The sequence below is a fragment of the Thiomonas sp. X19 genome (assembly GCF_900089495.1).
Classification (GTDB): Bacteria; Pseudomonadota; Gammaproteobacteria; order Burkholderiales; family Burkholderiaceae_C; genus Thiomonas_A.
In genome coordinates, this window is record NZ_LT605203.1 from 181,436 (window position 1) to 203,880 (window position 22,445).

General features: G+C 65.9%; 17 protein-coding genes and 1 riboswitch. Of the genes, 7 read left to right on the top strand and 10 right to left on the bottom strand.

What is annotated here, in order from left to right:
* The first annotated feature begins 73 nt into the window (after positions 1–73).
* Positions 74–3,766: an urea carboxylase gene (uca, locus tag THIX_RS01060; protein ID WP_112488036.1), complete on the top strand. Its 3,693-nt coding sequence runs from the start codon at positions 74–76 to the stop codon at positions 3,764–3,766.
* On the top strand, positions 3,767–5,581 hold the full coding sequence (gene atzF / locus THIX_RS01065) for an allophanate hydrolase (RefSeq protein WP_112484489.1): 1,815 nt from the start codon (positions 3,767–3,769) through the stop codon (positions 5,579–5,581).
* Positions 5,582–5,584: 3 nt separating this feature from the next.
* Here atzF and THIX_RS01070 read toward each other — a convergent pair whose 3' ends face one another.
* From THIX_RS01070 to THIX_RS01105, 8 genes are all read right to left on the bottom strand, one after another.
* Positions 5,585–6,313 (bottom strand): hypothetical protein, encoded by a 729-nt coding sequence (locus THIX_RS01070; protein ID WP_112484490.1) that lies wholly within the window; start codon positions 6,311–6,313, stop codon positions 5,585–5,587.
* Positions 6,313–7,095, bottom strand: a complete 783-nt coding sequence (locus THIX_RS01075; RefSeq protein ID WP_112484491.1) for an N-acyl homoserine lactonase family protein — start codon at positions 7,093–7,095, stop codon at positions 6,313–6,315. Before THIX_RS01075 ends, THIX_RS01070 begins: the two co-directional genes overlap by 1 nt.
* The gene (locus THIX_RS01080) at positions 7,092–7,769 is read right to left on the bottom strand and encodes a cysteine hydrolase family protein (protein ID WP_112484492.1); all 678 of its coding nucleotides are present in this window, start codon (positions 7,767–7,769) and stop codon (positions 7,092–7,094) included. The genes THIX_RS01075 and THIX_RS01080 overlap by 4 nt, the downstream gene beginning before the upstream one ends.
* Before the next feature lies 1 nt (position 7,770).
* Complete coding sequence (locus THIX_RS01085) at positions 7,771–8,505, bottom strand: creatininase (protein ID WP_233224332.1); 735 nt, start codon at positions 8,503–8,505, stop codon at positions 7,771–7,773.
* Between the two features lie 82 nt (positions 8,506–8,587).
* The gene (locus THIX_RS01090; protein WP_112484494.1) at positions 8,588–9,343 is read right to left on the bottom strand and encodes an SDR family NAD(P)-dependent oxidoreductase; all 756 of its coding nucleotides are present in this window, start codon (positions 9,341–9,343) and stop codon (positions 8,588–8,590) included.
* Positions 9,344–9,349: 6 nt separating this feature from the next.
* Positions 9,350–10,360: a fatty acid desaturase gene (locus THIX_RS01095; protein WP_199195212.1), complete on the bottom strand. Its 1,011-nt coding sequence runs from the start codon at positions 10,358–10,360 to the stop codon at positions 9,350–9,352.
* A gap of 76 nt (positions 10,361–10,436) precedes the next feature.
* The gene (locus tag THIX_RS01100; RefSeq protein WP_112484496.1) at positions 10,437–11,444 is read right to left on the bottom strand and encodes an ABC transporter substrate-binding protein; all 1,008 of its coding nucleotides are present in this window, start codon (positions 11,442–11,444) and stop codon (positions 10,437–10,439) included.
* Between the two features lie 59 nt (positions 11,445–11,503).
* Positions 11,504–11,604, bottom strand: a riboswitch (guanidine-I (ykkC/yxkD leader).
* A 260-nt stretch (positions 11,605–11,864) separates the two neighbouring features.
* A complete protein-coding gene (locus THIX_RS01105) occupies positions 11,865–12,257 on the bottom strand; it encodes a RidA family protein (protein ID WP_199195213.1) in 393 nt (130 codons plus the stop codon).
* Positions 12,258–12,493: 236 nt separating this feature from the next.
* Here THIX_RS01105 and THIX_RS01110 point away from each other — a divergent pair, with 236 nt between their 5' ends.
* The 4 genes from THIX_RS01110 (at position 12,494) to THIX_RS01125 (ending at position 18,715) form a co-directional block, all read left to right on the top strand.
* Positions 12,494–13,531 carry an ABC transporter substrate-binding protein gene (locus THIX_RS01110; protein ID WP_233224334.1) on the top strand — a complete coding sequence of 346 codons (1,038 nt, stop codon included), beginning with the start codon at positions 12,494–12,496 and terminating at the stop codon, positions 13,529–13,531.
* A 12-nt stretch (positions 13,532–13,543) separates the two neighbouring features.
* Positions 13,544–15,148, top strand: a complete 1,605-nt coding sequence (locus THIX_RS01115) for an amino acid ABC transporter permease/ATP-binding protein (RefSeq protein WP_112484498.1) — start codon at positions 13,544–13,546, stop codon at positions 15,146–15,148.
* A gap of 70 nt (positions 15,149–15,218) precedes the next feature.
* Entirely contained in the window at positions 15,219–16,256 is a 1,038-nt protein-coding gene (locus THIX_RS01120; RefSeq protein ID WP_112484499.1) for an acetamidase/formamidase family protein, read from the top strand.
* A gap of 143 nt (positions 16,257–16,399) precedes the next feature.
* Positions 16,400–18,715, top strand: a complete 2,316-nt coding sequence (locus THIX_RS01125) for an acetamidase/formamidase family protein (protein ID WP_112488038.1) — start codon at positions 16,400–16,402, stop codon at positions 18,713–18,715.
* A 212-nt stretch (positions 18,716–18,927) separates the two neighbouring features.
* Here the strand turns inward: THIX_RS01125 and THIX_RS01130 are convergent, their stop codons facing one another.
* Together THIX_RS01130 and THIX_RS01135 are read right to left on the bottom strand one after the other, a co-directional pair.
* Positions 18,928–19,530 (bottom strand): ANTAR domain-containing response regulator, encoded by a 603-nt coding sequence (locus tag THIX_RS01130; protein WP_112484500.1) that lies wholly within the window; start codon positions 19,528–19,530, stop codon positions 18,928–18,930.
* A complete protein-coding gene (locus THIX_RS01135; RefSeq protein ID WP_112488039.1) occupies positions 19,527–20,702 on the bottom strand; it encodes a transporter substrate-binding domain-containing protein in 1,176 nt (391 codons plus the stop codon). The genes THIX_RS01130 and THIX_RS01135 overlap by 4 nt, the downstream gene beginning before the upstream one ends.
* Before the next feature lie 416 nt (positions 20,703–21,118).
* On the opposite strand from THIX_RS01135, the gene THIX_RS01140 reads away from it, so the two are divergent.
* Entirely contained in the window at positions 21,119–22,363 is a 1,245-nt protein-coding gene (locus tag THIX_RS01140; protein ID WP_199195214.1) for an urea ABC transporter substrate-binding protein, read from the top strand.
* Positions 22,364–22,445 lie beyond the last annotated feature (82 nt).

Genomic DNA, 22,445 nt, shown 5'->3' on the forward strand with positions numbered 1-22,445 from the left:
GGCCCGCCGCAGCCCAAGATGAAACAGCAGCCCATCTCACCGCGTCGACATGCCTTGCCAGGCGGGCATTGACATGTTCGACACCGTCCTGATCGCCAACCGCGGCGCCATCGCCTGCCGCATCGTCCGCAGCCTCAAGCGCATGGGCATCCGTGCCGTGGCGGTGTATTCCGAGGCCGACCGCGACAGCGCCCACGTGCGCATGGCCGACGCCGCCGTGTGCATCGGCCCGGGCCCGGCGGCGCAGAGCTATCTGAAGGCCGAGGCCATCCTCGACGCGGCACGGCAGACCGGGGCGCAGGCCATCCATCCGGGCTACGGTTTCCTGTCGGAGAACCCGGATTTCGCCGCGGCCTGCGAAGACGCGGGCATCGCCTTCATCGGCCCCACGCCGGCGCAGATGCGCGCCTTCGGCCTCAAGCACACGGCGCGTGAACTGGCACGGCAGAACGGCGTGCCGCTGCTGCCGGGAACCGGCTTGCTGACCGACGCCGGCCATGCGCTGGCGGAGGCGCGGCGCATCGGTTTTCCGGTGATGCTCAAGAGCACGGCGGGCGGCGGCGGCATCGGCATGCAGCTGATCTGGAGCGAGGACCAGTTGCAGGAAGCCTATGCCCGGGTCGACCGCCTGGCGCGCGCGAACTTCAAGGAAGCCGGCATCTACCTGGAGAAGTACGTGCAGGCGGCGCGCCACATCGAGGTGCAGGTGTTCGGCGACGGCGCCGGGCATGTGGTGCACCTCGGCGAGCGCGACTGCTCGGTGCAGCGCCGCAACCAGAAGGTGATCGAGGAAACCCCGGCGCCCAACCTGCCGGATGCGGTGCGCCAGTCCCTGTGCGCCACCGCGCTGCGTTTGATGCGCAGCGTGAACTACCGCAACGCCGGCACGGTGGAATACGTGCTCGACGCCGGCACCGGCGCGTTCTACTTCCTCGAGGTCAACACCCGGCTGCAGGTCGAGCATGGCGTGAGCGAGGAGGTCGGCGGCGTGGACCTGGTGGAGTGGATGGTGCGCCAGGCCGCGGGCGAGTCGCCCAGCGCCGGCCATGCGCACGCGCCGCGCGGCCACAGCATCCAGGTGCGGGTGTACGCCGAAGACCCGGCGAAGAACTTCCAGCCCGCCGCCGGCCTGCTCACCGAGGTGGTGTTCCCGCCCGGTGTGCGCGTGGAAACCTGGGTCGAGACCGGTTCCGAGGTCAGCGCGTTTTACGACCCCATGCTGGCCAAGCTCATCGTGCATGGCAGCGACCGCACTGATGCGCTGGCACGCATGCAAGCCGCGCTGGCGAGCACGCGGCTCTACGGCTTCGAGACCAATCTCGGCTATCTGCGGCAGATCGTGGCCGATGCCACCTTCGTGCAGGGGCGCCAGACCACCCGCTATCTCGACGGGCTGCATGTTCTGGCGCGCACGGTGGACGTGCTCGATCCTGGCGTGCAGACCAGCCTGCAAGACTGGCCGGGACGGCTGGGCCATTGGGACGTGGGCGTGCCGCCCTCCGGCCCGATGGACGCGCTGGCGCACCGCGCCGCGAACCGCCTGCTGGACAACCCGGCGGATGCCGCGACGCTGGAACTCACCCTGGCCGGGCCGACCCTGAGGTTCAACACCGACAGCGTGTTCGCGCTCACCGGCGCCGACATGCCCGCGACGCTGGATGGCCAGCCGGTCGCATTCTGGCGCAGCCATGCGGTACGAACTGGCCAAGTGCTCAAGCTCGGCAGCGCAGGCGCTGCGGGTTGTCGCGCCTATCTCGCCGTGGCGGGGGGATTCGATGCGCCGTTGTACCTAGGGAGCCGCGCCACCTTCACCCTCGGCCAGTTCGGCGGCCATGCCGGGCGCACGCTGCGCACCGGGGACGTGCTGCACCTGAGCAGCAATCCGCAATCGCAGCCGGGCTGCGAAGCGGCAGCCAAAGCGCGCCCGGTGTACGCCAAGCAATGGGACATCGCGGTGCGCTACGGCCCGCACGGCGCGCCGGACTTTTTCACCGACGCCGACGTGGCCATGCTGTTCGCCACCGCCTGGGAGGTGCACTACAACTCCAACCGCACCGGCGTGCGCCTCATCGGCCCCAAGCCCGCGTGGGTGCGGCGCGACGGTGGCGAAGCCGGGCTGCATCCGTCCAACATCCACGACAACGCCTATGCCGTGGGCAGCATCGACTTCACCGGCGACATGCCCATCCTGCTCGGTCCCGACGGCCCCAGCCTGGGCGGCTTCGTCTGCCCCGGCGTGGTGGTCGCCGCCGACCTGTGGAAGCTGGGCCAGCTGCGCCCCGGCAACACGGTGCGCTTCGTGCCGGTGAGCCTGGACGAAGCCGCCAGGCTGGAAGCCGCGCAGGATGCGGCACTGCGCCTGCTGGATGCGCCCGACTGCCTCCCTCTCGATCCACCACTGGCCGTCGCCCCGGCGCTGGAGTCGCCCGTCGTCGCGCAAATGCAAGCGCCTGGGGGAACGCACGGCCGCCCGAAGTTTCCCCAACCCCCTCGGGGGGCGGCTGCTGCAGGGCAGCAGTCTGGGGGCTCTCCTGATCATCCGGTCGGTGTGGTGTATCGCGTGGCCGGCGACAAGAATCTGCTGGTGGAATACGGTCCGCTGGTGCTCGATCTGGAATTGCGCCTGCGGGTGCATGCGCTGATGCAATGGATCGAGGCACAGCACCTGCCCGGCATCATCGACCTCACCCCCGGCATCCGTTCGCTGCAGATTCATTACGACAACCGCGTGCTGCCCTTGCCCGATTTGCTGCAGGTCTTGCAACGTGCCGAGGCCGCCTTGCCACCCGCCGAGGATATGGAGGTGCCCTCGCGCATCGTCCATCTGCCGCTGAGCTGGGACGACCCCGCCACCCGCCTGGCCATCGAGAAATACATGGCCGGCGTGCGCAAGGACGCGCCGTGGTGCCCGAGCAATATCGAGTTCATCCGCCGCATCAACGGGCTGGAGTCGGTGGACGACGTGCTGCGCACCGTGTTCGAGGCCAGCTATCTGGTGCTGGGCCTGGGCGACGTGTACCTGGGCGCGCCGGTGGCCACGCCGCTGGACCCGCGCCACCGCCTCGTCACCACCAAGTACAACCCGGCGCGCACCTGGACGCCGGAGAACGCCGTGGGCATCGGCGGCGCCTACATGTGCGTCTACGGCATGGAAGGCCCCGGCGGCTACCAGTTCGTCGGCCGCACCCTGCAGATGTGGAACCGCTGGCGCCAGACACCCGCGTTCACCGATGGCAAGCCCTGGCTGCTGCGCTTTTTCGACCAGGTGCGCTTCTTCCCGGTGAGCACCGAAGAGCTGGCCACCATCCGCGCCGACTTCCTGCATGGCCGCTACGAACTCGACATCCGCGAAGACCGCTTCCGCCTGGCCGACTACCGTCGCTTCCTCGCCAACGAGGCCGAGAGCATTGCGGCCTTTCGCGCCAGGCAGCAGCAGGCTTTCGCTGCGGAACGCGAGCATTGGGCGCAAACCGGCCAGGCCGACTGGACTCGCGATGCCGACATCGGAAGCGCCGGCAGCGACAGCGAACTCGACCTGCCCCACGGCGCCCGCCCGGTGGCCAGCCATGTCGCGGGCAGTGTGTGGAAGGTGTTTGCCCAACCTGGCCAGGCCGTGCAAGCCGGTGAGGTGTTGTGCATCCTGGAATCGATGAAGATGGAAATCAGCGTGGCCGCGCCGTCCAGCGGCGTGGTCGAGCGCCTGCTGTGCCGCGAAGGCGGGGCGGTGAGCGCCGGACAAAACCTGTTGATCTTGACGGAGACCTGAATGCTCGCGAGCCTGACCATCCCCGCGCTGCATGCCGCATATCGCAATGCCGGCCTGACCCCCACCGTCCTGATCGATGAGCTGCTGGCGCGCAACGCGCGCTACCCCGACCACGCCATCTGGATCACCCCGCCGGAACGCGAACGCCTGCTGGCCCGCGCCCGCGAGCTGGAGGCGCACGGCATGGACGGCCTGCCGCTGTACGGTGTGCCCTTCGCCGTCAAGGACAACATCGACCTGGCCGGCGTGCCCACCACCTGCGCCTGCCCGGCCTACGCCTACACGCCGCAGCAGTCCGCCACGGTGGTGCAGAAGCTGCTCGACGCCGGCGCCATCGCCATGGGCAAGGCCAACCTCGACCAGTTCGCCACCGGGCTCAACGGCACGCGCTCGCCCTACGGCGCCTGCCGCAACGCCTTCGACCCCGACTACATCTCGGGCGGCTCCAGCTCCGGCTCGGCTGTGGCCGTGGCCCTGGGGCTGGCGAGCTTTTCACTCGGCACCGACACGGCGGGCTCGGGCCGCGTGCCGGCCGCGTTCAACAATCTCATCGGCCTGAAGGCCACCTGCGGCTTGATCTCCACCCACGGTGTGGTCCCCGCCTGCCGCTCGCTCGACGTGGTGTCCATCTTCGCCCTGTCGGCCAGCGATGCACACCAGGTGTTCGGCGTGGCGCTGGGCGAGGACGCGGCCGATCCTTATTCGCGCCCCGCCCAGCCCCATGGCTTCGACTTTGGCCGCGCGGCGCATTTTCGCTTCGGCGTGCCCGCGCGCAAGGACCTGCAGTTCTTCGGCGACGCCGAATCCGAACGCCTGTTCGACGCCTCCGTGGCACGGCTGCAGCGCTTGGGCGGCGAGGCCGTCGAGATCGGCTTCGCCCCCTTCATCGACACCGCGCGCCTGCTCTACGGCGGCCCCTGGGTGGCCGAGCGCTACCAGGCCATCCGCAGCTTCATCGACGCCCAGCCCGAGGCGCTGTTCCCGGTGACGCGCACCATCACCCTGGGCGGCGCCAAGCCGCTCGCCGCCGACGCCTTCGCCGCGCAGTACCGGCTGCGCGAGCTGCAGCGCCTGTGCGCGCCGGTGTGGCACAAGGTGGACTGCATCGTCACGCCCACCGCCGGCACCATCTACACCCGCGCCGAAATGCTGGCCGAGCCCATGGCCCGCAACACTGACTTGGGGCTGTACACCAACTTCATGAACCTGTTGGACTACGCCGCCATTGCCGTGCCCGCGGGCTTCCGCAAGGACGGCCTGCCGCTGGGCATCACCCTGTTCGCACCGGCCCACCAGGACGTGCCCTTGCTGCACCTGGCCGAGCGCTGGCAGCACCACCGGAGGCTGCCTTGCGGCGCGGTCGAAACCGCAGCGCCGGCCATCGTGGAATTGGCCCCGAGCGCCCCGACCGCGTCTGCCGTGCCCAGCGGCCAGGTGCGCGTCGCCGTGGTCGGCGCCCACCTCAGCGGCCTGCCGCTCAACGGGCAGCTCACCTCGCGCAGCGCGCGGCGCGTGCTTGAAACCCGCACGGCGCCCCACTACAAGCTCTACGCCCTGCCCGACGGCAAACGCCCCGCCCTGATCCGCGTCGCCATCGGCGGCGCTGCGATTGCCTGCGAAGTGTGGGAGCTACCCGCCTCCAACTTCGGCTCCTTCGTCGCCGGCATCCCGGCGCCTCTTGGCATCGGTAGCCTGCAGCTTGAAGATGGCAGCACGCTGACCGGTTTCATCTGCGAAGGCATCGGCATCGAAGGCGCACGGGACATCACGGCGTTCGGCGGATGGCGGGCGTATCGGGCGGCGATGACGGCCTAGCCGTCAAGCCTCGTTCATGGCCTTGGGGTCGGGCGGCTGCGCCATCGCGGCATCGGCCTGGAAGGGAAGCGCGAGCTGCTGCCCTTCCATCCATGGCAGGGTCGAGTGCTGGATATGGCCCCGGCCTTGCGCGATGACGCCGAAGGAGAGCTCGAAGTCGGCCAGCCGGCGTAGTTCGTCGTCGTGCGCGGAGCCGTTTTGTACCCGGGTCCAGACGGCACGAACCTCCTCCGCGCGCATGGCACGCGGACGTACGCGCATGAAACATGGCCCCGAGGCCAGCCATAGGACGAGTGCGCGTTCGTCCGGAACGTGGATCATGGTCTGTGTGCCGCTGCCTTGCGGCTCACGCTCCCAGCGTTCGGCGTAATCGGCCTCGATGCCGACTTCGTCGATGGCGTCGCAGGCCGGCGAGAAGGCCATGCTGCCGAGGTCGCGCCGGCCCTTGGGGCGGTAGTCCAGCTGGCGCAGCCATTCGCAGGTGTCGCCCTGCACCCGTGTGCTGCCGGCGAAGCCTTCCTGGCGCAGCAGCCCGAGCAGTTCGTGGCGGCTGCAGTCCTGCAACGAAGCGCGGCCGGTGCATGGCGGGCGGTCGGCCGGGATGCGCAGATCGGCGTGCCATCGGGCGGTCTGCAGCCACAGCACCAGCGTGGTGTCGTCGCGCAGGCCCGGCGCGGTCAGCAGGGTGCGGCGCCACAGGCCCTGGTAGTGCGGGGGGACGGTGTCGGGCATCAGTCGTGCCATTCCGGGAAGTGGCGCAGGCCCTTCCAGAACGCCAGGTCATGGTTGGGCCACAGCGCAGCCTTCTCACGCGCGGCCAGCGCCTTGAGCTTGCGAATGCTGTCCAGGGCCTGGTTCTCGCGCTCCAGCCAGCAGATGCCGGGAGCGATTTCGTCGCGCAGGTTTTCCTCCAGGTCGGCGGCGTCGCCGCAGAGGATCACGGGCGCGCCGCGCGGCAACTCGACCCACAGTGACATGTGCCCGGCGGTATGCCCCGGGCTGGACACCGCGCGCACGCCCGGCAGGAGGTCGTATTCGCCGCGCATCAGCTTCCAGCGATGGCTGCCGGCGAAGTCGTCCGGGAAGTAGGCGGGGTCCAGGCCGCTGCGCGCGGCGGCCATTTCGTCGTGCTGCACATGCACCTCGGCGCCGCACACCTCGCACAGGCCGCCCGCGTGGTCGAAGTGCAGGTGGCCGAGGAAGACCACATCGATGTCCGCCGGGCTCAGGCCGAGCCGCGCCAGATGGCTGGGCAGGCGCTGGTCCTCGTGCATGTCGGGGGCGCCGAAGGCGAAGGTCTGCGGGGCGTAGTAGCGCTCGCGCTGCCGCGGGTCGGCGATCTTGCCGTAATCGCATCCCACGTCGTAGAGGATGCGCCCCTGCGCGGTCTCGATCAGATAGGCCAGGATGGGGGCTTCGATGATCTCGCCCTGGCCGCGGTTGCGGGTGGAGATGGACTTGTCGTAGCGGTGCGTGGCGGTGAGCAGGGGCCACATGCGCAGTACCTGGGTCATGCGGCCTCCCGAGGCATGGTGTCGATGGCGTCGGCGAGCGCGGCGCTGGCATGCACGCTGCCGAAGATGCCGCCTTCCACCGCCACCATGTCCAGCGCGGCGTGGTGCAGGGCGGGGTAGGCCGAGGCGCAGGCGTCGCCGGCCAGGCGGCAGCGGTAGCCAAGGTCCACCGCGGCGCGCAGGGTGGAGTGGACGCAGACCTCGGTGGTCACGCCGCACAGGATGAGTTCGCCAATGCCCTGCGCGGCGAGGATCTGCTGCAGGTCGGTCTGGTGGAAGGCGCTGTAGCCCGGCTTGTCCACCACGGGCTCGCCGGCCAGCGGCGCGAGTTCGTCGATGATGCCGTGGCCGTGCTCGCCGCGCACCAGCAGCCTGCCCAGCGGACCGGGGGTGCCGATCGGCGCCCCGGCGCGCGCGGCGCGTTCCAGTTTGGCCGATGGGCAGTCGGAGAGGTCGGCGCGGTGGCCCTCGCGGGTGTGGATGACGACCATCCCCCGGCGCCTGGCCGCGGCCAGCAGGCGCTGCGCGCCGGGGATCGCCTGGCGCAGCAGGGCTGTGTTCAGCCCGGCGCGGGCCGCATAGCCGCGTGGATCGAGAAAGTCGCGCTGCATGTCGATGACCAGCAGCGCGGTGTCGCGGCGCAGGGCGGGAGGGTGTTGCGCCGCGGACGCCATCTCAGCCTCCGAACTCCGCGCGGATGGCGGCGACCAGGCGTTCGGTCAGTTCCTGCGACATGGCCGCGCCCTTGGCCGCGTCCGCGCCGCGCGCGGACGACAGCACGCCCGACGGCGGCACCCACGCGGGACGCGGCGGGTAGATGTCGTAGGGCGGGAACTGCGCGGGGCCGTCGTCCGGCAGCAGGTCCATGCGCACCAGCTCCGGGTGGTGGTGCAGCATCAGCGAGGTCTCGATCACCGCAGCGTGCTCCAGCGCGAAGCCGGGAAAGCCGTGCGGGAACACGTTCGCCAGGGTCTGTTCGGTGAGGAAGTCCCAGTACTCCAGGCGCATGACGCGCAGCGGGCTTCCCGGGCCGAGTTCGCGCAGCGCCAGGTCGATGCCCTCGGTGACGAACCACTGGTTCTCGTAATGCCCGACCACCACCACCAGCTTGCGCACGCCGTGGCGGGCGAATTCGCGGATGACGTCGCGGGTGATCTGGATCAGGCTGGCGCCGTCCAGGCTGGTGGTGCCGGGGAAGTGCTGGCCGCCGCCGCACTTGGGCTGGGACTTGTAGCCGTAGCTCAGCGCGGGCGCGACGATGCCGTCGAGGCGCGCCGCGGCGCCGGCCGCCACGGCAGTGGCCAGCAGGGCATCGGTGCCGAGCGGCAAGTGCGGGCCGTGCTGTTCGAGCGCGCCGCAGGGCAGGAACATCACCGGGCTGTCCTCGGCGATGCGGTCCCTGTACGCCATCCAGCTCATGCGGTCCATCATCACGGGGTTCATTCCATCCTCCTTTCGTGGCAAGCGGGCGTATCAATAGCGTTCACAGGCCCTACGCCATCAGCGCCCCGCCGTTGGGGCTGAGGGTCTGGCCGCAGTAATAGCTGGCGTGCGCGGAGGCGAGGAACACGGCGGTGGCGGCGATCTCCTCCGGGCGGCCGACGCGCCCCATCGGCACGTCGGCCTCCTTCGCCGCCCAGGCCGCGCTCATCTGCTCGAGCCCCAGCATGGGCGTGTCCACCGGCCCGGGGGCGATGGCGTTGATGCGCACCCTTGGCGCGAACTCGCGCGCCAGCGAGCGCGTCAGCGTGATGACCCCGGCCTTGGCCGCCGTGTACGCGGTGAATCCGGCGCGGCCGAGATAGCCCAGTTCGGACGCCACGTTGATGATGCAGCCGTTGCCGCGGCTCAGCATGGCAGGCAGCGCGGCCTGGCAGCACAGGAACACGGACTTGAGGTCGGTGGCCAGCACATGGTCCCATTGCGCCTCGCTGATGTCCAGAAAGGGTTTCTCCAGCAGGATGCCGGCGTTGTTGACCAGGATGTCGACGCCGCCGTGGCGCCGCAGGCAGGCGTCCATCATGCCGCGCACCGCGACGCCCTGCGACACGTCGGCCTCCACCGCCCAGGCCGACCCGCCCGCAGCCTCGATCAGCGCCACGGTTTCATCCGCCAGTTCCGCACGGCCGAGGTGATTGACGATGACCGTCGCGCCCGCGTCGGCCATGGCCACGGCCATGGCGCGGCCGATGCCGGTGGCGGCGCCTGTCACCAACGCCGTCCTGCCCGTGAAGTCGTCATCGCGCACCGCGCCTCAGACCGCCGTGAGGAAGGACACGCCCACCGCGCCGTAGAAGCCTTCGGCTTTGCCCGCGCCGGCCTTGACCACGCCGTAGTCGTCGCTCAGCACGCGCTTGACGCGGTGGCGATGGAAGCCGCGCAGCAGGGTGGACATCGGGAGCACCTGCATATCTTTGTCGGCATACAGCTCGCGGTGCAAAGCCGGCAGTCGGTGCCAGGGCGCGGTGGGCTTCTCGTGGTGCGCGTTGTGATAGCTGAAGTTGAGCAGCAGCAGATTGAGCCAGGGGTGGCCGACCGAGACCAGGTTGGAATAGGTGTTGTGCTGCTCGTAGTCGTGGTCGCGCACCTTGTCGCCGGGAATGCTGCCGCCGGTGAGCACGGCGAAGGCGTCGTAGGTGTGCTGGTAGGCGTCGGCGAAGCGCAGCACCGTGATGAACAGCAGGTAGGCGACGAAATACAGCAGCACGGCCTTGGGCGAAACCCAAGCCAGCGCGGCGAAGAACGCCAGGCGCGCGGCCAGCACGGCCAGGATGCGCTTGCGGCCCGCAGCGCGCTGCGGCTCGATGAAGGGCAGCAGCATGACGTAGGCGCGCATGATGAATTCGACCGCCGGGATGTAGGCCCATTCCAGTGCCACCACCAGCGCGCGCAGCCACGCCGGCGCGGTGCGCAGGAAGCGCTTGTAGTCGAAGGTGATGACGTCGGCGCGGTCGATGTGGTGCCGCATGTGCTTGCGCCGCAGGTCGGCGAACGGTGCGTAGCAGCTGCCGTTGATCCAGCTCATCGCCGTGCCGCCGCGCTGGTTCGCGGCATTGGTCCTGAAGATCGTGCCGTGGGCGAATTCGTGCAGGAAATAGGCCGAGTAGGTCAGCGCATGGGCGAGCAGGAGCACGCCCACCGCGTTGAGCCACCAGGCATCCGCAAGCAGCAGCGCCAGGCCGGCGATGTAGCCGAGGACCGTATAGCCCAAGGCAAGAGCATTGGGGGCGGCGCTGTCGTCGTAGCGAAAGATGGTGCTTGCCATCATGGGTCTCCAGGACTTCGGCTTTGCGGGAGGCGCCGCACCGCATGGCGTGCGCGCGGTGGCTCCTTCTTGGCGTTTACTTGGCGAGTTGCATCACGAACTTGGCATCGAACGTGTCGGCAATGGGCGGCACGGAGGCGATCTGCTTCTTGCCCATCAGCACCTTGCCGATCACCGGCCCGCTGCCGTAGAGGGAAGTGGTCGCGGCGGACTTGGTGAAGGTCTTCACCATGCCGGGCAGGGGAATGTTGAACACGCCGGACATCTGCTCCTTCACGTCCTTCGCGGAAATGCCCATGGCCTTGCCGATGATGGCGTCGGCGTCGTCCGGATGCGACTTCATATACGCCAGACCTTCCAGATAGGCCTGGATCGTGGCTTTGACTTCCTTCGGATGCGACGCGATATAGGCCTTGTTGAACACCAGCACGTCGGTGATCAGGCCCGGCGCGTCCTTGGACGAGAACACCACGTGGAACTTCTTGCCGCCTTCCATCGCCACGATCTGCGACAGGCTGGGCTCATAGGTCACGCCGATCGGAATGCCGCCCGAGGCCATGGCCGCCGGCACCTGCTCGGGGGTCATGCTGACGGATTGAATGTCCTTCTCCCCCATGCCGTTCTTCAACAGCGCATAGGACAGCAGGAAGTCCGAGGGCGACAACGGGTTGTAGCCGATCTTCTGGCCCTTGAACTGGGTGATCTTGGTGATGTCCGTCTTGGCGACGATGGCGTCCGCGCCGTTGGAATAGTCGATCGGCATGACCACCTGGAGGTGCAGGCCCTTGGCGTCCGAGCCGATGACCTGGTCGTAGGTGAGCATGCCGCCCTCGACGGCCTTGCTGGCAATGGCCGATGGGATCAGCGCCGGATCGTTGAAATTCTGCAGCTTGGCGTCGAGGCCGTAGTGCTTGAAGAAGCCTTTGGCGTCGGCGACGTAGAAGGGGCCGTAGCCGATCCAGACCACGGTGCCGATATTCATGGGCTGCGTGGCTTGGGCGACTTGCACGCCCGAGACGGTGAGGGAGGCGAAAGCGGCAAGGCTTGCAAGGGTGCGCAAGGCGACTCTGCGGACGAACGGCATGGTTGAGGCTCCGGGTATGAGGGTTGAGGACGGCACGGAAGAAAGCGGTGACGACGCTTTTCTCCCGGGCTTTTATCCCTCCGTGGAGCCTCCAGAGGAGGCCGGGCTGCTCTCGGACCAGGCACTTCGCGAAGAAGCCGGAACCCTAGCGGCCCTGTCAAACGCAAAACAACAATTGGCGATCAACCACCAATTCCGTGCTCCAGCAGCCATGCAAGGAACGTGCCTGGAGGGGCATCGAACCGCAGCGGGTCTCACACCGGGGGTGGATGGGCACGTGCGGGCGGGCATGACGCCGGCGCCGTCACCTCTTGGTGCGAAAAGCACCGGTTTGGAACATGCCGCCCTGCTTTTGAGCCGCGCCATCCGGCAGCCGCTGACGTGGCGCGCGAATGATGCCGCCGGGTTCGCATGCGCCGGTCAGTCGCGCCTGGCCACCATGTCGATCTCGACGCGCGCGCCCTTGGCCAAACCCGACACACCCACGCAGGTGCGGGCCGGCCGCCGCCCGGGCGGGAAGTAGCTTGCATAGACGCGGTTCATCGCGTCGTAGTCGGCGTCGAAATGCAGGAGAAAAATGCGCACGGAAACCACGTTCGCAAGCGTCAGTCGGCAGCCTTCGAGCACGGTTGCGAGATTCTTCATCACCTGGTGCGTCTGCGCCTCGATGCCCTCGGGGTAGGACGAGTCCAGCGACGTGCCGCTGAATGGCATCTGCCCCGTGACAAAAACCCAGCCGTCGGCTTCGACGGCATGGCTGAATGGCGCCACCGGGTCCGGGGCGCCTGAAATCATGTGGAAGATGGGGGGCATGAGAAAGGTCCGTGGTTGGAGGCGCGCCAGCAGGAGCATGACGCGTTCCCGGATCATAAAAAGACGTGCTGCATTTGCACAAGACAAGCCCGCAATCCACGCCATTGCGCGCCATCCGCATGCCCGGAAGATGCCGCCATTTCGGGGTGCCGGACAAAGTTGCGGTTTTGGACAAGAGATTGTGCGCTGCAGCGCAAGCTTTAAGTCGACGCGCTGCCTAGCATCTTTCTCACGCCTTGCACAACGGCTCGTTGTTGATCCGCCGTTCGCCGATCGACACGGTGATGTACGGGGTTGCATCCCCACGGACTTGCCTCTTCACAACCGGAGAATTTGACATGTTGACTGACACGGAATGCCTGGGTACGCAGTGTTCACAAGGTGGAGCGGCCGGCCGCGGCTGGCGCCAATGGCTGTTCGTGGCCCTGTTTGCCACAGTAGCCTGGGCTGCGAGTCCTGGCTCCGCGCATGCTGCCGATCTCGCGAGATCACCGGTTTGCCAATCGCTGCAAGCCCAATATCCGGAGTTCAAAGGAAAAACGCTGGTCGATGCCATCAACCCGCATACGCCGGGCTACGAGGCGCTGGACCCGAAAGACCCGAGCCACTATGTCGGGTTCGATATCGATCTCGCCGAGGCGCTCGGAAGTTGCCTGGGCTTCTCGTTGAAATACACACCCGTCGCATTCGCGGCACTGCTGCCGACGCTGCAAAGCGGCCAGGCCGACCTCGTGATCTCGGACATCTACGCGACGAAGGAGCGCGCCAAAGCCGCCGACTTCATCACTTACTCGAAGGTCTTCGACGGTGTTCTGGTCGCCAAGGGCAATCCGAAGCGCATCACTGGAATCAACCTGTCGATGTGCGGGACGACCGCAGCCGAGAACACCGGGTTCGTCGAGGTGCCATTGGTGCAGAACCTGGCGGAACCCTGCAAGGCCGCCGGCAAGCCGGCGCCACAACTGCAGCTGTACGACAACAACGCCGCCTGCATTCAGGCCATCCTCGCCGGGCGCGCGGATACTTATATCAACGATGTCAACACCGTCGATCAGGCCGTCAAAGCCTATCCGGACAAGCTCAGCAAGGCGGTTGCCGTGACGCTGCCGTATCACATTGGCATCGGCGTGTCGAAGAGCAACCCCAAGCTGCGCGACGCCATCGTCCTGGCCCTCGGTGAAATTCAGAAATCCGGGGCGCAACTTGCCATGATGAAAAAGTGGGGTCTTGACCAGGGCGCGATCGAGCCGCCAATCGTCATCAGCGACAAGTAAGCAAGGACGGCCGTGGAACTTTTCGTCCACTATTTAACGCTAGGCTACCTGCTCAAAGGCATTGTCCTGACCTTGCAGGTCACGGTGCTGGGGCTCATCGGAGGGCTGCTCGTCGGCCTCGTTCTGGCCGCGATGCAGTTGTCTCGCCAGCGCTGGGTTTCCGCGCTGGCGAGGGCCTACACCGTGATCTTCCGCGGCACGCCGCTGATCCTGCAGATGGTGTTCGTCTATGACGCGCTGCCGCACTTCGGCATCCGGCTCAGTGCGATGGCCTCGGCCGGCATCGCGCTTGCCGCAAACGAAGCCCCCTTCATTGCGGAGATTCTGCGTTCGGGCGTCCTCGGCGTCGACCGCGGCCAGGTTGCCGCCGGCCAGGCGCTGGGCATGCCGTCGTTCGTCTTGATGCGGCGGGTCATCGCGCCCCAGGCCATACGCACGATGGTGCCCGCGTTCGGCAACGAAGCGGTGAGCGCATTGAAGAACTCGTCGCTCGCATCCTTCATCTCGGTCCAGGAATTGACCCTGCGCAGCACGCAGCTCGCATCGTCGACCTTCGATTTCTTCTCGGTCTTTTTTGCCTCCGGTCTGCTTTATCTCGTTTTGACGGGAACTGTGGCTGCTCTGCAGCTACTCGCTGAACGAGCGCTCGATCTTGACCGGCAACGATCTCCCGGCGCTGGTCTTCGGAGCCTGTTGACTCGGCGCCCATCCGCGCAAAGCCCTCCGGGTGCGGCAGCTTCGACTGTCGCGCCTGAGGTGGATGGGATTGAGACCGCGGCCCCAGAGGCGCGCGGAGCGAGCATAGCCAGATCGGCCGATCTGGCCAATGGCCCGATCGCTGTCGAAATCCAGAACCTGTCCAAGCGCTACGGCCCACGTCAGGTCTTCAGTGGGCTGAGCCTGAGAGTCCGCACGGGTGAAATCATCGCGCTTCTCGGGCCGAGTGGCTCTGGCAAAAGCACATTGCTCCGCTGCATCAACCGTCTCGAATCCTGGGATTCGGGCGCCGTGTTGATCGGTGGTCACCGGGTTGGGTACTCGGCGGGCGGTATCGTGCTGTCGCCAAGCGCGGTGGCCAGGCAACGCATCGAAGTCGGCGTTGGCATGGTGTTTCAGCAATTCAATTTGTTCGCTCATCTGACCGCGATCGAAAACATCGCCGGGCCCTTGCGCTGGGTCCATGCCTGGCCGCCCGAGGCCGCCGCGCAGCGGGCGCAGGAGTTGCTCGATCGCGTCGGCCTCGGCGACCGTGCCGACACATTGCCGCGCCACCTATCCGGCGGGCAGCAGCAGCGCGTGGCCATCGCGCGCGCGATCGCTCCGAGGCCCAAGCTGCTCCTGCTCGACGAACCCACCTCCGCCCTCGATCCGGAAATGGTCAGCGAGGTTCTGGACGTGATCCGCAAGCTGGCGACGGAGGACAAGCTCACGATGATCATTTCCACCCATCAACTGCGGTTCGCCGAAGAAGTGGCGGATCGGGTCGTCTTTCTCACGGATGGCCATGTGGTCGAGGAAGGTCCGGCCCATGACGTCCTCAGCCATCCACGCCATCCGCTGACGGCGCGCTTCATCCGCGTGATGAACGCCGGCCAAACTTCGGCCCTCGCGCTATGACCCGCGAGCCGAACGCGAGCAAGGGCAGGTCGTGTCTTTAGTGTTCAACCAACCAGAGGAAGCAGCCGATATGTTTCATGAACTGCCTGCAACGTTTGCAACGGTGCATTGGGGCTATTTCGATGCTGGGCTTGCCCCGGCCCTGCGTGTCAGGAGCGGCGATTTTGTCCGCGCCGAGGCCGTGACGCACCACGCGGGCGACGCGCCCGATTTGATGATGGACGACGCGGTGCGAGCGCTGTACGCGAGCATTCCGGAAGATGACCGCAATCCGGGCGTACATCTGATGACTGGCCCGATCCACGTGGAGGATGCGCGCCCGGGCGACATGCTCGAGGTGCGCTACCTGCAAATGCTGCCGCGCTTTCGCTACGGATCCAACCTCGCCGCGCACTGGGGGCACCTGTACAAGGAGATGGGCGAGAAGGAGCGCGTGACGATCTATCAGATCGAACCCGATTGCAACACCGCCAGTGCGCTCTATGCGTTCGATTATCCCGGCAAGTATTTGGTGCCGGGCAAGCTGACCCGGCGCGGAACCTGCACCTGCGAGCCGGCGCTCGGCGGAATCCGCGTGCCGGTGCGCCCGCACCTGGGCACCGCGGGGGTGGCGCCGGACGCCATGGGCCGGGTGAGCACGGTTCCTCCCGGCGCGCACGGTGGCAATATCGACAACTGGCGCATCGGCGCCGGGGCCACGATGTACTACCCGGTCGCGGTGCCTGGCGCGCTGTTCTCGATCGGCGATCCGCACATCTCGCAAGGCGATGGCGAGATCAGCGGCACCGCGATCGAGGCATCGCTGAACGTGATGTTCCAGGTCGTGCTGCGCAAGGACTTCCACTTTCCATCGCCCCTGCTCGAAACTCCCGATACATGGATCGTGCACGGTTTCGACGAAGACCTCGATGTGGCGATGAAGAACGCGGCGAGGGACATGCTCCAGCTGCTGGTCGACAAGCATGGCCTGAGCCGCGACGACGCCTACTCGCTGATGAGCGTCAGCGCTGACTTTGGCGTCACCCAGGTCGTCGACGGGCGCCAAGGCGTGCACTGCAAGATGCCGCGCGGGATTTTCCCCGCGCGTGTGACGAAGACTGGAACGTAGGTCGTCAGTGCTGCAAGGCCTGCAGCGTGGAGACTGATTTGAAGCGGCACGTTTCTTGCTGTTCCCACTGGGTCTTGCGGGAAGAGCCCAACGTGCATACCGAGTACTTCACGACAGAGTCCTATCCAGTGCAGCAACGCCCCATGGCATGGCGCGAGACCTTGCAGCAGCATTGGTTGCGCCCGGAGATGGCCGGCAGCGGCACGCCCATGCACGGCACCGTGCTGGCCGGGCGCTCGCCACAAGGGATTGAACTGGCTCGGATCAGTTCCTCCCCGCAGACCATCGAGCGCATGGTCGATCACCCGGACGCCGTCTGGCTCTCGCTGCACATCGCCGGCGAGGCGACCCTGTTCGAAGGCGGACATGCCGTGCCGGTCGTGCCGGGCGACATTGTCTACAGCACGTCTGCAGCCGAGTTGGGAATGAGCTTCGGGTCGGATTTCCGCCAGTTCATCGTGCGCATTCCCGGCGAACCCTTGAAGGCGCGGCTTCCCGCCCCACTCACACTCTCTGCGGGGTGCTTGTCGGGACGCTCGGGCATCGGACGCGTCTTTGCAGGAACACTGGGCGCGCTGGCAGAATCATTCGAGAGCCTTGGCGACGATCAGATCACGTCGATTGAACAGACGCTCTCCGAGTTCGTCATCACCAGTCTGGCCGACAGCGGTGCGATGCGCCTGCAGGGCGGCATGAGCGTATCCCACACCGTCCTGTTCAAGCGCTTGCTGCGGCAGATCGACGGCAACCTGAGCGATCCCGAACTGAGTCTCGCCGCTCTTGCCAAACGCGAGCGGATCTCCGAACGTTTGCTGCAAAAACTGTTCGAGGCGAGCGGGCAGACCTTTTCGGCGCATCTGCGCCAGAAGCGGCTGGAGCATTGCCGTGCCGACCTCGCGAACCGGCTTTACAGCCATCTGTCGATCTCCGACATCTGTTTCCGCTGGGGTTTCAACGATGCCGCGCACTTCAGTCGCGCGTTTCGTGAGCAATTTCAGATGTCGCCCAGGCAATACCGTCTGCAGTCCAGCGAAGCCAGCCAGCAAACGTTGCACAGGGTGATTCATCGCGGCTGGCCCGCCGGGTATCGAGAAGGCGTGAAGCACGAGCCGTCGTCACCCGAGCAGGATCAGCTTGGCATTTCACCGGGCACCGAGCGCGCGGCAGCTCCATGCCCAGGCCAGCACCATCATCTTTGCGCCAACGACAGGACGATTCATTGGGGCTACTTCAGCAAATCGCTCGCACCCGTGTTGACCGTGAATTCCGGCGATCTCGTCACGATCGAAACCTTGACGCAGCATGCCTACGACGACTTTGATCGCATGATCAAAGGGGATTCGGGCGCCGAAAGCGTGTTCCTCTGGACTCGCGAAAAGAAGAACGTCGATCGGCGCGGCGCGGGCCCATCCAATGCATCCATTTACGGCCGAGGAAGTGGCGAGGGCTTCGGCGTGCATATCTGCACCGGTCCCATCCATGTGCGAGATGCCAAACCCGGCGATGTGCTTGAAGTGAGGATCGTCGATGTTCTTCCTCGGCTATCGGCGAACGCCAAGTTCGAGGGCCGTGTCTTCGGCAGCAACGCAGCGGCCTGGTGGGGCTTTCATTACAACGAGCTGCTCACCGAGCCCAAGCCGCGCGAAGTCATCACCATCTACGAGATCGATTGCAGCGCAGGCCACGCGCACGGAGCTTGTGCGCATGCGGCCTACAGCTATCGCTGGACGCCGCAGCGCGATCCCAACGGGGTGCTGCACCCGACGATCGACTACCCCGGCATTCCGGTCGACCGCAGCAGCATCGTCGAGAACCACAACGTTCTGAAGAACGTGAAGATTCCGGTGCGCCCGCATTTCGGCGTGATTGCTGTCGCGCCTCGAGAAACCGGGCTTGTCGATTCGATTCCTCCGGCCTATTTCGGTGGCAATATCGACAACTGGCGGGTGGGCAAGGGTGCGACCGTTTATCTGCGCGTCGGCGTCGATGGAGCGTTGCTGTCCATTGGCGACCCGCACGCATCACAGGGTGATTCGGAGCTGTGTGGCACCGCAATCGAGTGTTCGCTGACCGGCGTGTTTCAAATCGTGCTGCACAAGTCCGAGCATTTGAACAACGAACCCTATGCCGACATCGACTACCCCCTGGTCGAGACGGCGGATGAATGGATCTTGCATGGATTCAGCCACCCGGACTATTTCGCCGAGTTCGGCGACAAGGCCTGCAGCGAGATTTACGAGAAATCCTCCATCGACCTGGCGATGCGCGATGCCTTCCGCAAGACACGCCGATTCCTGATGTCATGCCAGGGCTTGACCGAAGATGAAGCGATTTCTCTCATGTCAGTTGCTGTTGATTTTGGAATCACCCAGGTCGTCGATGGCAATGTTGGGGTGCATGCGATCATCCGCAAGGCATTATTTCAAGGTACGCGTCAAGGCCAAGCCCTTCATGAATGAGTTGGCGTGGAGACTCTAGGGTCCGGGCTAAGGTTGGTTCTTTGCTTCGATCAGCTCAACGGGCTGCATTCCCTCATGCCTTCATCGCTGCGCCCTTTCTCCTCGGCTTCGTGGGCGATGACTTCACCCTGTTCAACCGCTGGCCTGCTTGCGCGAGACGAAACCGGGATGCCCCAGGCAAAGTCCACAGACGGCTTCGACATGCGGTCGTCTTAGAACCCAAGCGTCTTGTGGGCCTCGACGATGTTGTGGGCGATGTCCTCGATGTTGGCGCGTTTGAGCATGGACTGCGCGCGCAGCAGCGAGTAGGCCTCGTCCTCGGAGAGGCCGCGCGCCTCCATCATGATCTGCTTGGCCTGTTGCACGACGCGCTGCTTGGCCGACTTCTGCTCGAGCCGCTGGATGTAATGCTCGCGCGTGTTGCGCGCCTTGTGCTGCATGAGGGCCACGGCGATGGCCGTCAGCAGGCCGAACGAGCGCACCGGCGAGGCGATGGTGGTGAAGGCGTCGAGTCGCAGCACGGCCTCGATGGTGATGGGGTTTTCGTACGTGACCACGGGTATGACCGGCGGCGTGGAGGGCTGGCCGATCCAGGGGTACTCGATGCCCAGCGTTTCCGGCCGCACCGCCAGCAGGATGAGTCCGGCTTCCGGCGGCAGAACCTTGAGCTCGGGCCAGTAGGTCTGGACCTTGCAGCCGATGCGATGCAACTGCGCGGACAGTTCTTCGCCATCCTGATCCTGCGGATGGATCACGATCACCTGGAGCGAGCGGATCTGCCGCAGCACCGAAGCGGGCTCGGGCACGCGTGTCATGCGCGCTCCTCCGTCCCCGGGCTCTTCCGGTTCTCCGTGCCCAGCCAGTCCGGCGTCGAGTGGGACACCACATAGGGGTCGGCCTTCGCCCGCTCCGGGGCGCTGGCCAGGATGTCGAACTGGCCCTGGGCGTTGGCCCGGCCGATCCGCGGCTGGAGATAGGTGTGATGGTTGTGCTCGTCGATGCGCACGCGGCCCTGGGGCGCGTCGAATTCGAGGCCCGGAAGAACGCGCAGCAGATGTTCCGGATCGTCGCTTCCGACCCGCCGGATGGCGTCGGCCAGCATGTGCAGCTGAAAGTAGGCCGCCTCCCAGCACATATTGGTGACGAGGCGCTCGCCGAACCTTGCGCGGTACCGTGCGATGGCCTGTCGGTTCTCCGGCGTGTCGACCGACTGGAAGTAGGCGGCGCAGGTGATGTGGCCTTCGGCCAGATCGGCCCCCATGATGGCGACCTCGGCCTCGCTGGTCATGTGGCTGGCGATCGGCATCGCATAGGGGTCCAGCCCCACGGCGGCGAAGGCGCGGTGCAGCAGGGGGATGCCCTCGCCGACGACGGTGGAGAAGATGAAGTCGGGCATGGCGTTCCTGATCCTGTGCGCCACCTCCAGATAGCTTTCCCAGGGCGCATCGAGCGGAAGATAGGTTTCGGAGATCTTCTCGCCGCCGCGCTCGAGGATGAGGTCGCTCATGACGCGGTTGGACTCGTACGGGCAGATGTAGTCGGACCCCACCATCCACACCCGCGAGCCGAAGTGCGACAGCATGAACCCGGCCAGGGGCAGCGAGTTCTGGTTCGGCGCGGCCCCCGCATAGATCACGTTGCGGCTGTACTCGAAGCCCTCGTAGGGCGTTGCGTAAAAGAGCAAGGCGTTGTGCCGCTCGACGATGGGAATCACCGCCTTGCGGGTGCTCGACATGTAGCAGCCGAAGATGAGGCGCACGTCGTGTTCGAGGATGAGCTGCTCGGTCAGGCCCGCGTAGCGGCGTGGATTGCTCTCGGGATTCACGCAGACCAGTTCGATCTCGCGCCCGAGGACGCCGCCCGCGCGGTTCACCTCCTCGGCCGCCATGATGACGGCGCGCTGCTGGCTTTGCTCGACGATGGAGGTCACGCCGGTGGTGGAATACAGAACCCCGATCTTGATGGGGCCGTCTTTGGAATGCGACATGGTGTGGAGAAAGATGGCGTGGCGGGAAGACGTGTGGCCCAGCATTGGGGCGAAACCTGATGCGCATGCACAGCGAACATGCATCGTGCGCCACATTGGGGCTTGGGCACACCCGGCATGGGCAAGTCTTTTGAGCAAGAACCGTGCTTAGTGGGCTGTGCCTTGCGTCATCCATGTGTGTCGCCGCCTGTTGCCCGGGGCGAAGCGATGTCACCCGGTCTCTGGCACGACCCTTGCTTGAGTCGATCGTCGACATCGCGGCAAGTTAGCGCCCCGATCCATCCGACTTCATTCAAGTCGTTCCTGACAAAGGCGTCTCGAACGGCACCGGCCATAGAAGCCCGAAAACCAGCATGCCTGGTTTCGGGCTTTTTTATTTGTGTTTTTCGGACCCCCTTTCTTGTTGGAGCTATGTCATGAAAAGACGTGTCTTTCTTTCCGCCCTCGGTTCGAGCGTGGCCGCCGTCGCGGGGACCACGCTGCCGCAATCAGTGCAGGCCGCCGGGAGCAAGGAGCCGATCAAGCTCGGCCTGCTGTTTTCCCAGTCGGGGACGATGGCGAACAACGAGTCGCTCCTCAAGGACATGTCCTTGATGACCATCGACCAGATCAATGCGCGCGGCGGTGTGTTGGGCCGCAAGGTCGAGGGGGTCGTCGTCGATCCGGGCTCGGACTGGCCGATGTATGCCCAGCTCGCCAAGCGCCTGATCCTGAGCGACAAGGTGGCCGCCATCTTCGGCTGCTGGACCTCGGTTTCGCGCAAGTCCGTGCTGCCGGTGGTGGAGGCGCAGGACAGCCTGCTGTTCTATCCGCTGCACTTCGAGGGCGAGGAGGATTCGAAGAATGTGGTCTACCTGAATTCGCCGCCCAGCAGCTCCGTGCTGCCCGCCGTCGAATACCTGATGAGCCCCAGCGGGGGCGGCGCCAAGCGCTTCTACATGATCGGCAGCGACTACGTCTGGCCGCGCACGATCAACAAGATTCTGAAGGGCTACTGGAAGACCAAGGGGATTCCGGAATCCGCCTGGCGCGAACACTATGTTCCGTTCGGCCAGTCGAATTTCCAGACCATCGTTCGGGAAATCAAGGAATTCGCCGCGCAGCCGGGCGGCCAGGCCATCGTCGTGATGACCGTCGTCGGGGACTCCATCCCCGCGCTGTTCAAGGAAGCCGTCAACCAGGGCGTTCGCGCGACCGACATTCCCATCCTCGGTCTTGACGTCGTGGACAGTGACCTTCAGGGCCTCGACACCAAGCCGCTGGTCGGGAACCTGAGCTGCTGGGACTACTTCCAGAACGTGAACACGCCCTTGAACACCAAGCTCAAGGCCGAGTGGAAGAACTACGTCGAAACCAACAAGCTGAAGCACCGCCCGGACATGGTCATCGATCCGATGGTCTCCACCTATCTCGGCCTCAACCTCTGGGCCAAGGCCGTCGAGAAGGCGAAGTCCACCAAAACGGCAGCGGTGCGCAAGGCGCTTGCCGGGCTGACGATCGACGATCCGGCGGGCTACGTCGACAAGATGGACATGACGAACCAGTATCTCTGGCGCGGCGACATGATCGGTTCGATCAACGCCAATCAGGGCTTCGACATCCTGTGGAAGTCGAAGGACATCGTCAAGCCCATTCCGTTCAGCCCGTTCGTCAAGGCCTGATCTCACACGCCGAGCCCGCGCGGCCCGCGGTCCTTCGCGGGCTGCACGGAGCGACGCTGACGATACGTTCACGGAAGCCAGC

What these genes read in the sequence shown, in the direction of transcription:
- uca (WP_112488036.1), top strand. Translation starts at nt 74, where the DNA reads ATGTTCGACACCGTCCTGATCGCCAACCGCGGCGCCATCGCCTGCCGC.
- atzF (WP_112484489.1), top strand. Translation starts at nt 3,767, where the DNA reads ATGCTCGCGAGCCTGACCATCCCCGCGCTGCATGCCGCATATCGCAAT.
- THIX_RS01125 (WP_112488038.1), top strand. Translation starts at nt 16,400, where the DNA reads ATGGCATGGCGCGAGACCTTGCAGCAGCATTGGTTGCGCCCGGAGATG.
- THIX_RS01080 (WP_112484492.1), bottom strand. Translation starts at nt 7,769, where the DNA reads ATGGCGTCCGCGGCGCAACACCCTCCCGCCCTGCGCCGCGACACCGCG.
- THIX_RS01140 (WP_199195214.1), top strand. Translation starts at nt 21,119, where the DNA reads ATGAAAAGACGTGTCTTTCTTTCCGCCCTCGGTTCGAGCGTGGCCGCC.
- THIX_RS01105 (WP_199195213.1), bottom strand. Translation starts at nt 12,257, where the DNA reads ATGCCCCCCATCTTCCACATGATTTCAGGCGCCCCGGACCCGGTGGCG.
- THIX_RS01135 (WP_112488039.1), bottom strand. Translation starts at nt 20,702, where the DNA reads ATGTCGCATTCCAAAGACGGCCCCATCAAGATCGGGGTTCTGTATTCC.
- THIX_RS01095 (WP_199195212.1), bottom strand. Translation starts at nt 10,360, where the DNA reads ATGGCAAGCACCATCTTTCGCTACGACGACAGCGCCGCCCCCAATGCT.
- THIX_RS01085 (WP_233224332.1), bottom strand. Translation starts at nt 8,505, where the DNA reads ATGGCGTACAGGGACCGCATCGCCGAGGACAGCCCGGTGATGTTCCTG.
- THIX_RS01075 (WP_112484491.1), bottom strand. Translation starts at nt 7,095, where the DNA reads ATGACCCAGGTACTGCGCATGTGGCCCCTGCTCACCGCCACGCACCGC.
- THIX_RS01070 (WP_112484490.1), bottom strand. Translation starts at nt 6,313, where the DNA reads ATGCCCGACACCGTCCCCCCGCACTACCAGGGCCTGTGGCGCCGCACC.
- THIX_RS01120 (WP_112484499.1), top strand. Translation starts at nt 15,219, where the DNA reads ATGTTTCATGAACTGCCTGCAACGTTTGCAACGGTGCATTGGGGCTAT.
- THIX_RS01100 (WP_112484496.1), bottom strand. Translation starts at nt 11,444, where the DNA reads ATGCCGTTCGTCCGCAGAGTCGCCTTGCGCACCCTTGCAAGCCTTGCC.
- THIX_RS01130 (WP_112484500.1), bottom strand. Translation starts at nt 19,530, where the DNA reads ATGACACGCGTGCCCGAGCCCGCTTCGGTGCTGCGGCAGATCCGCTCG.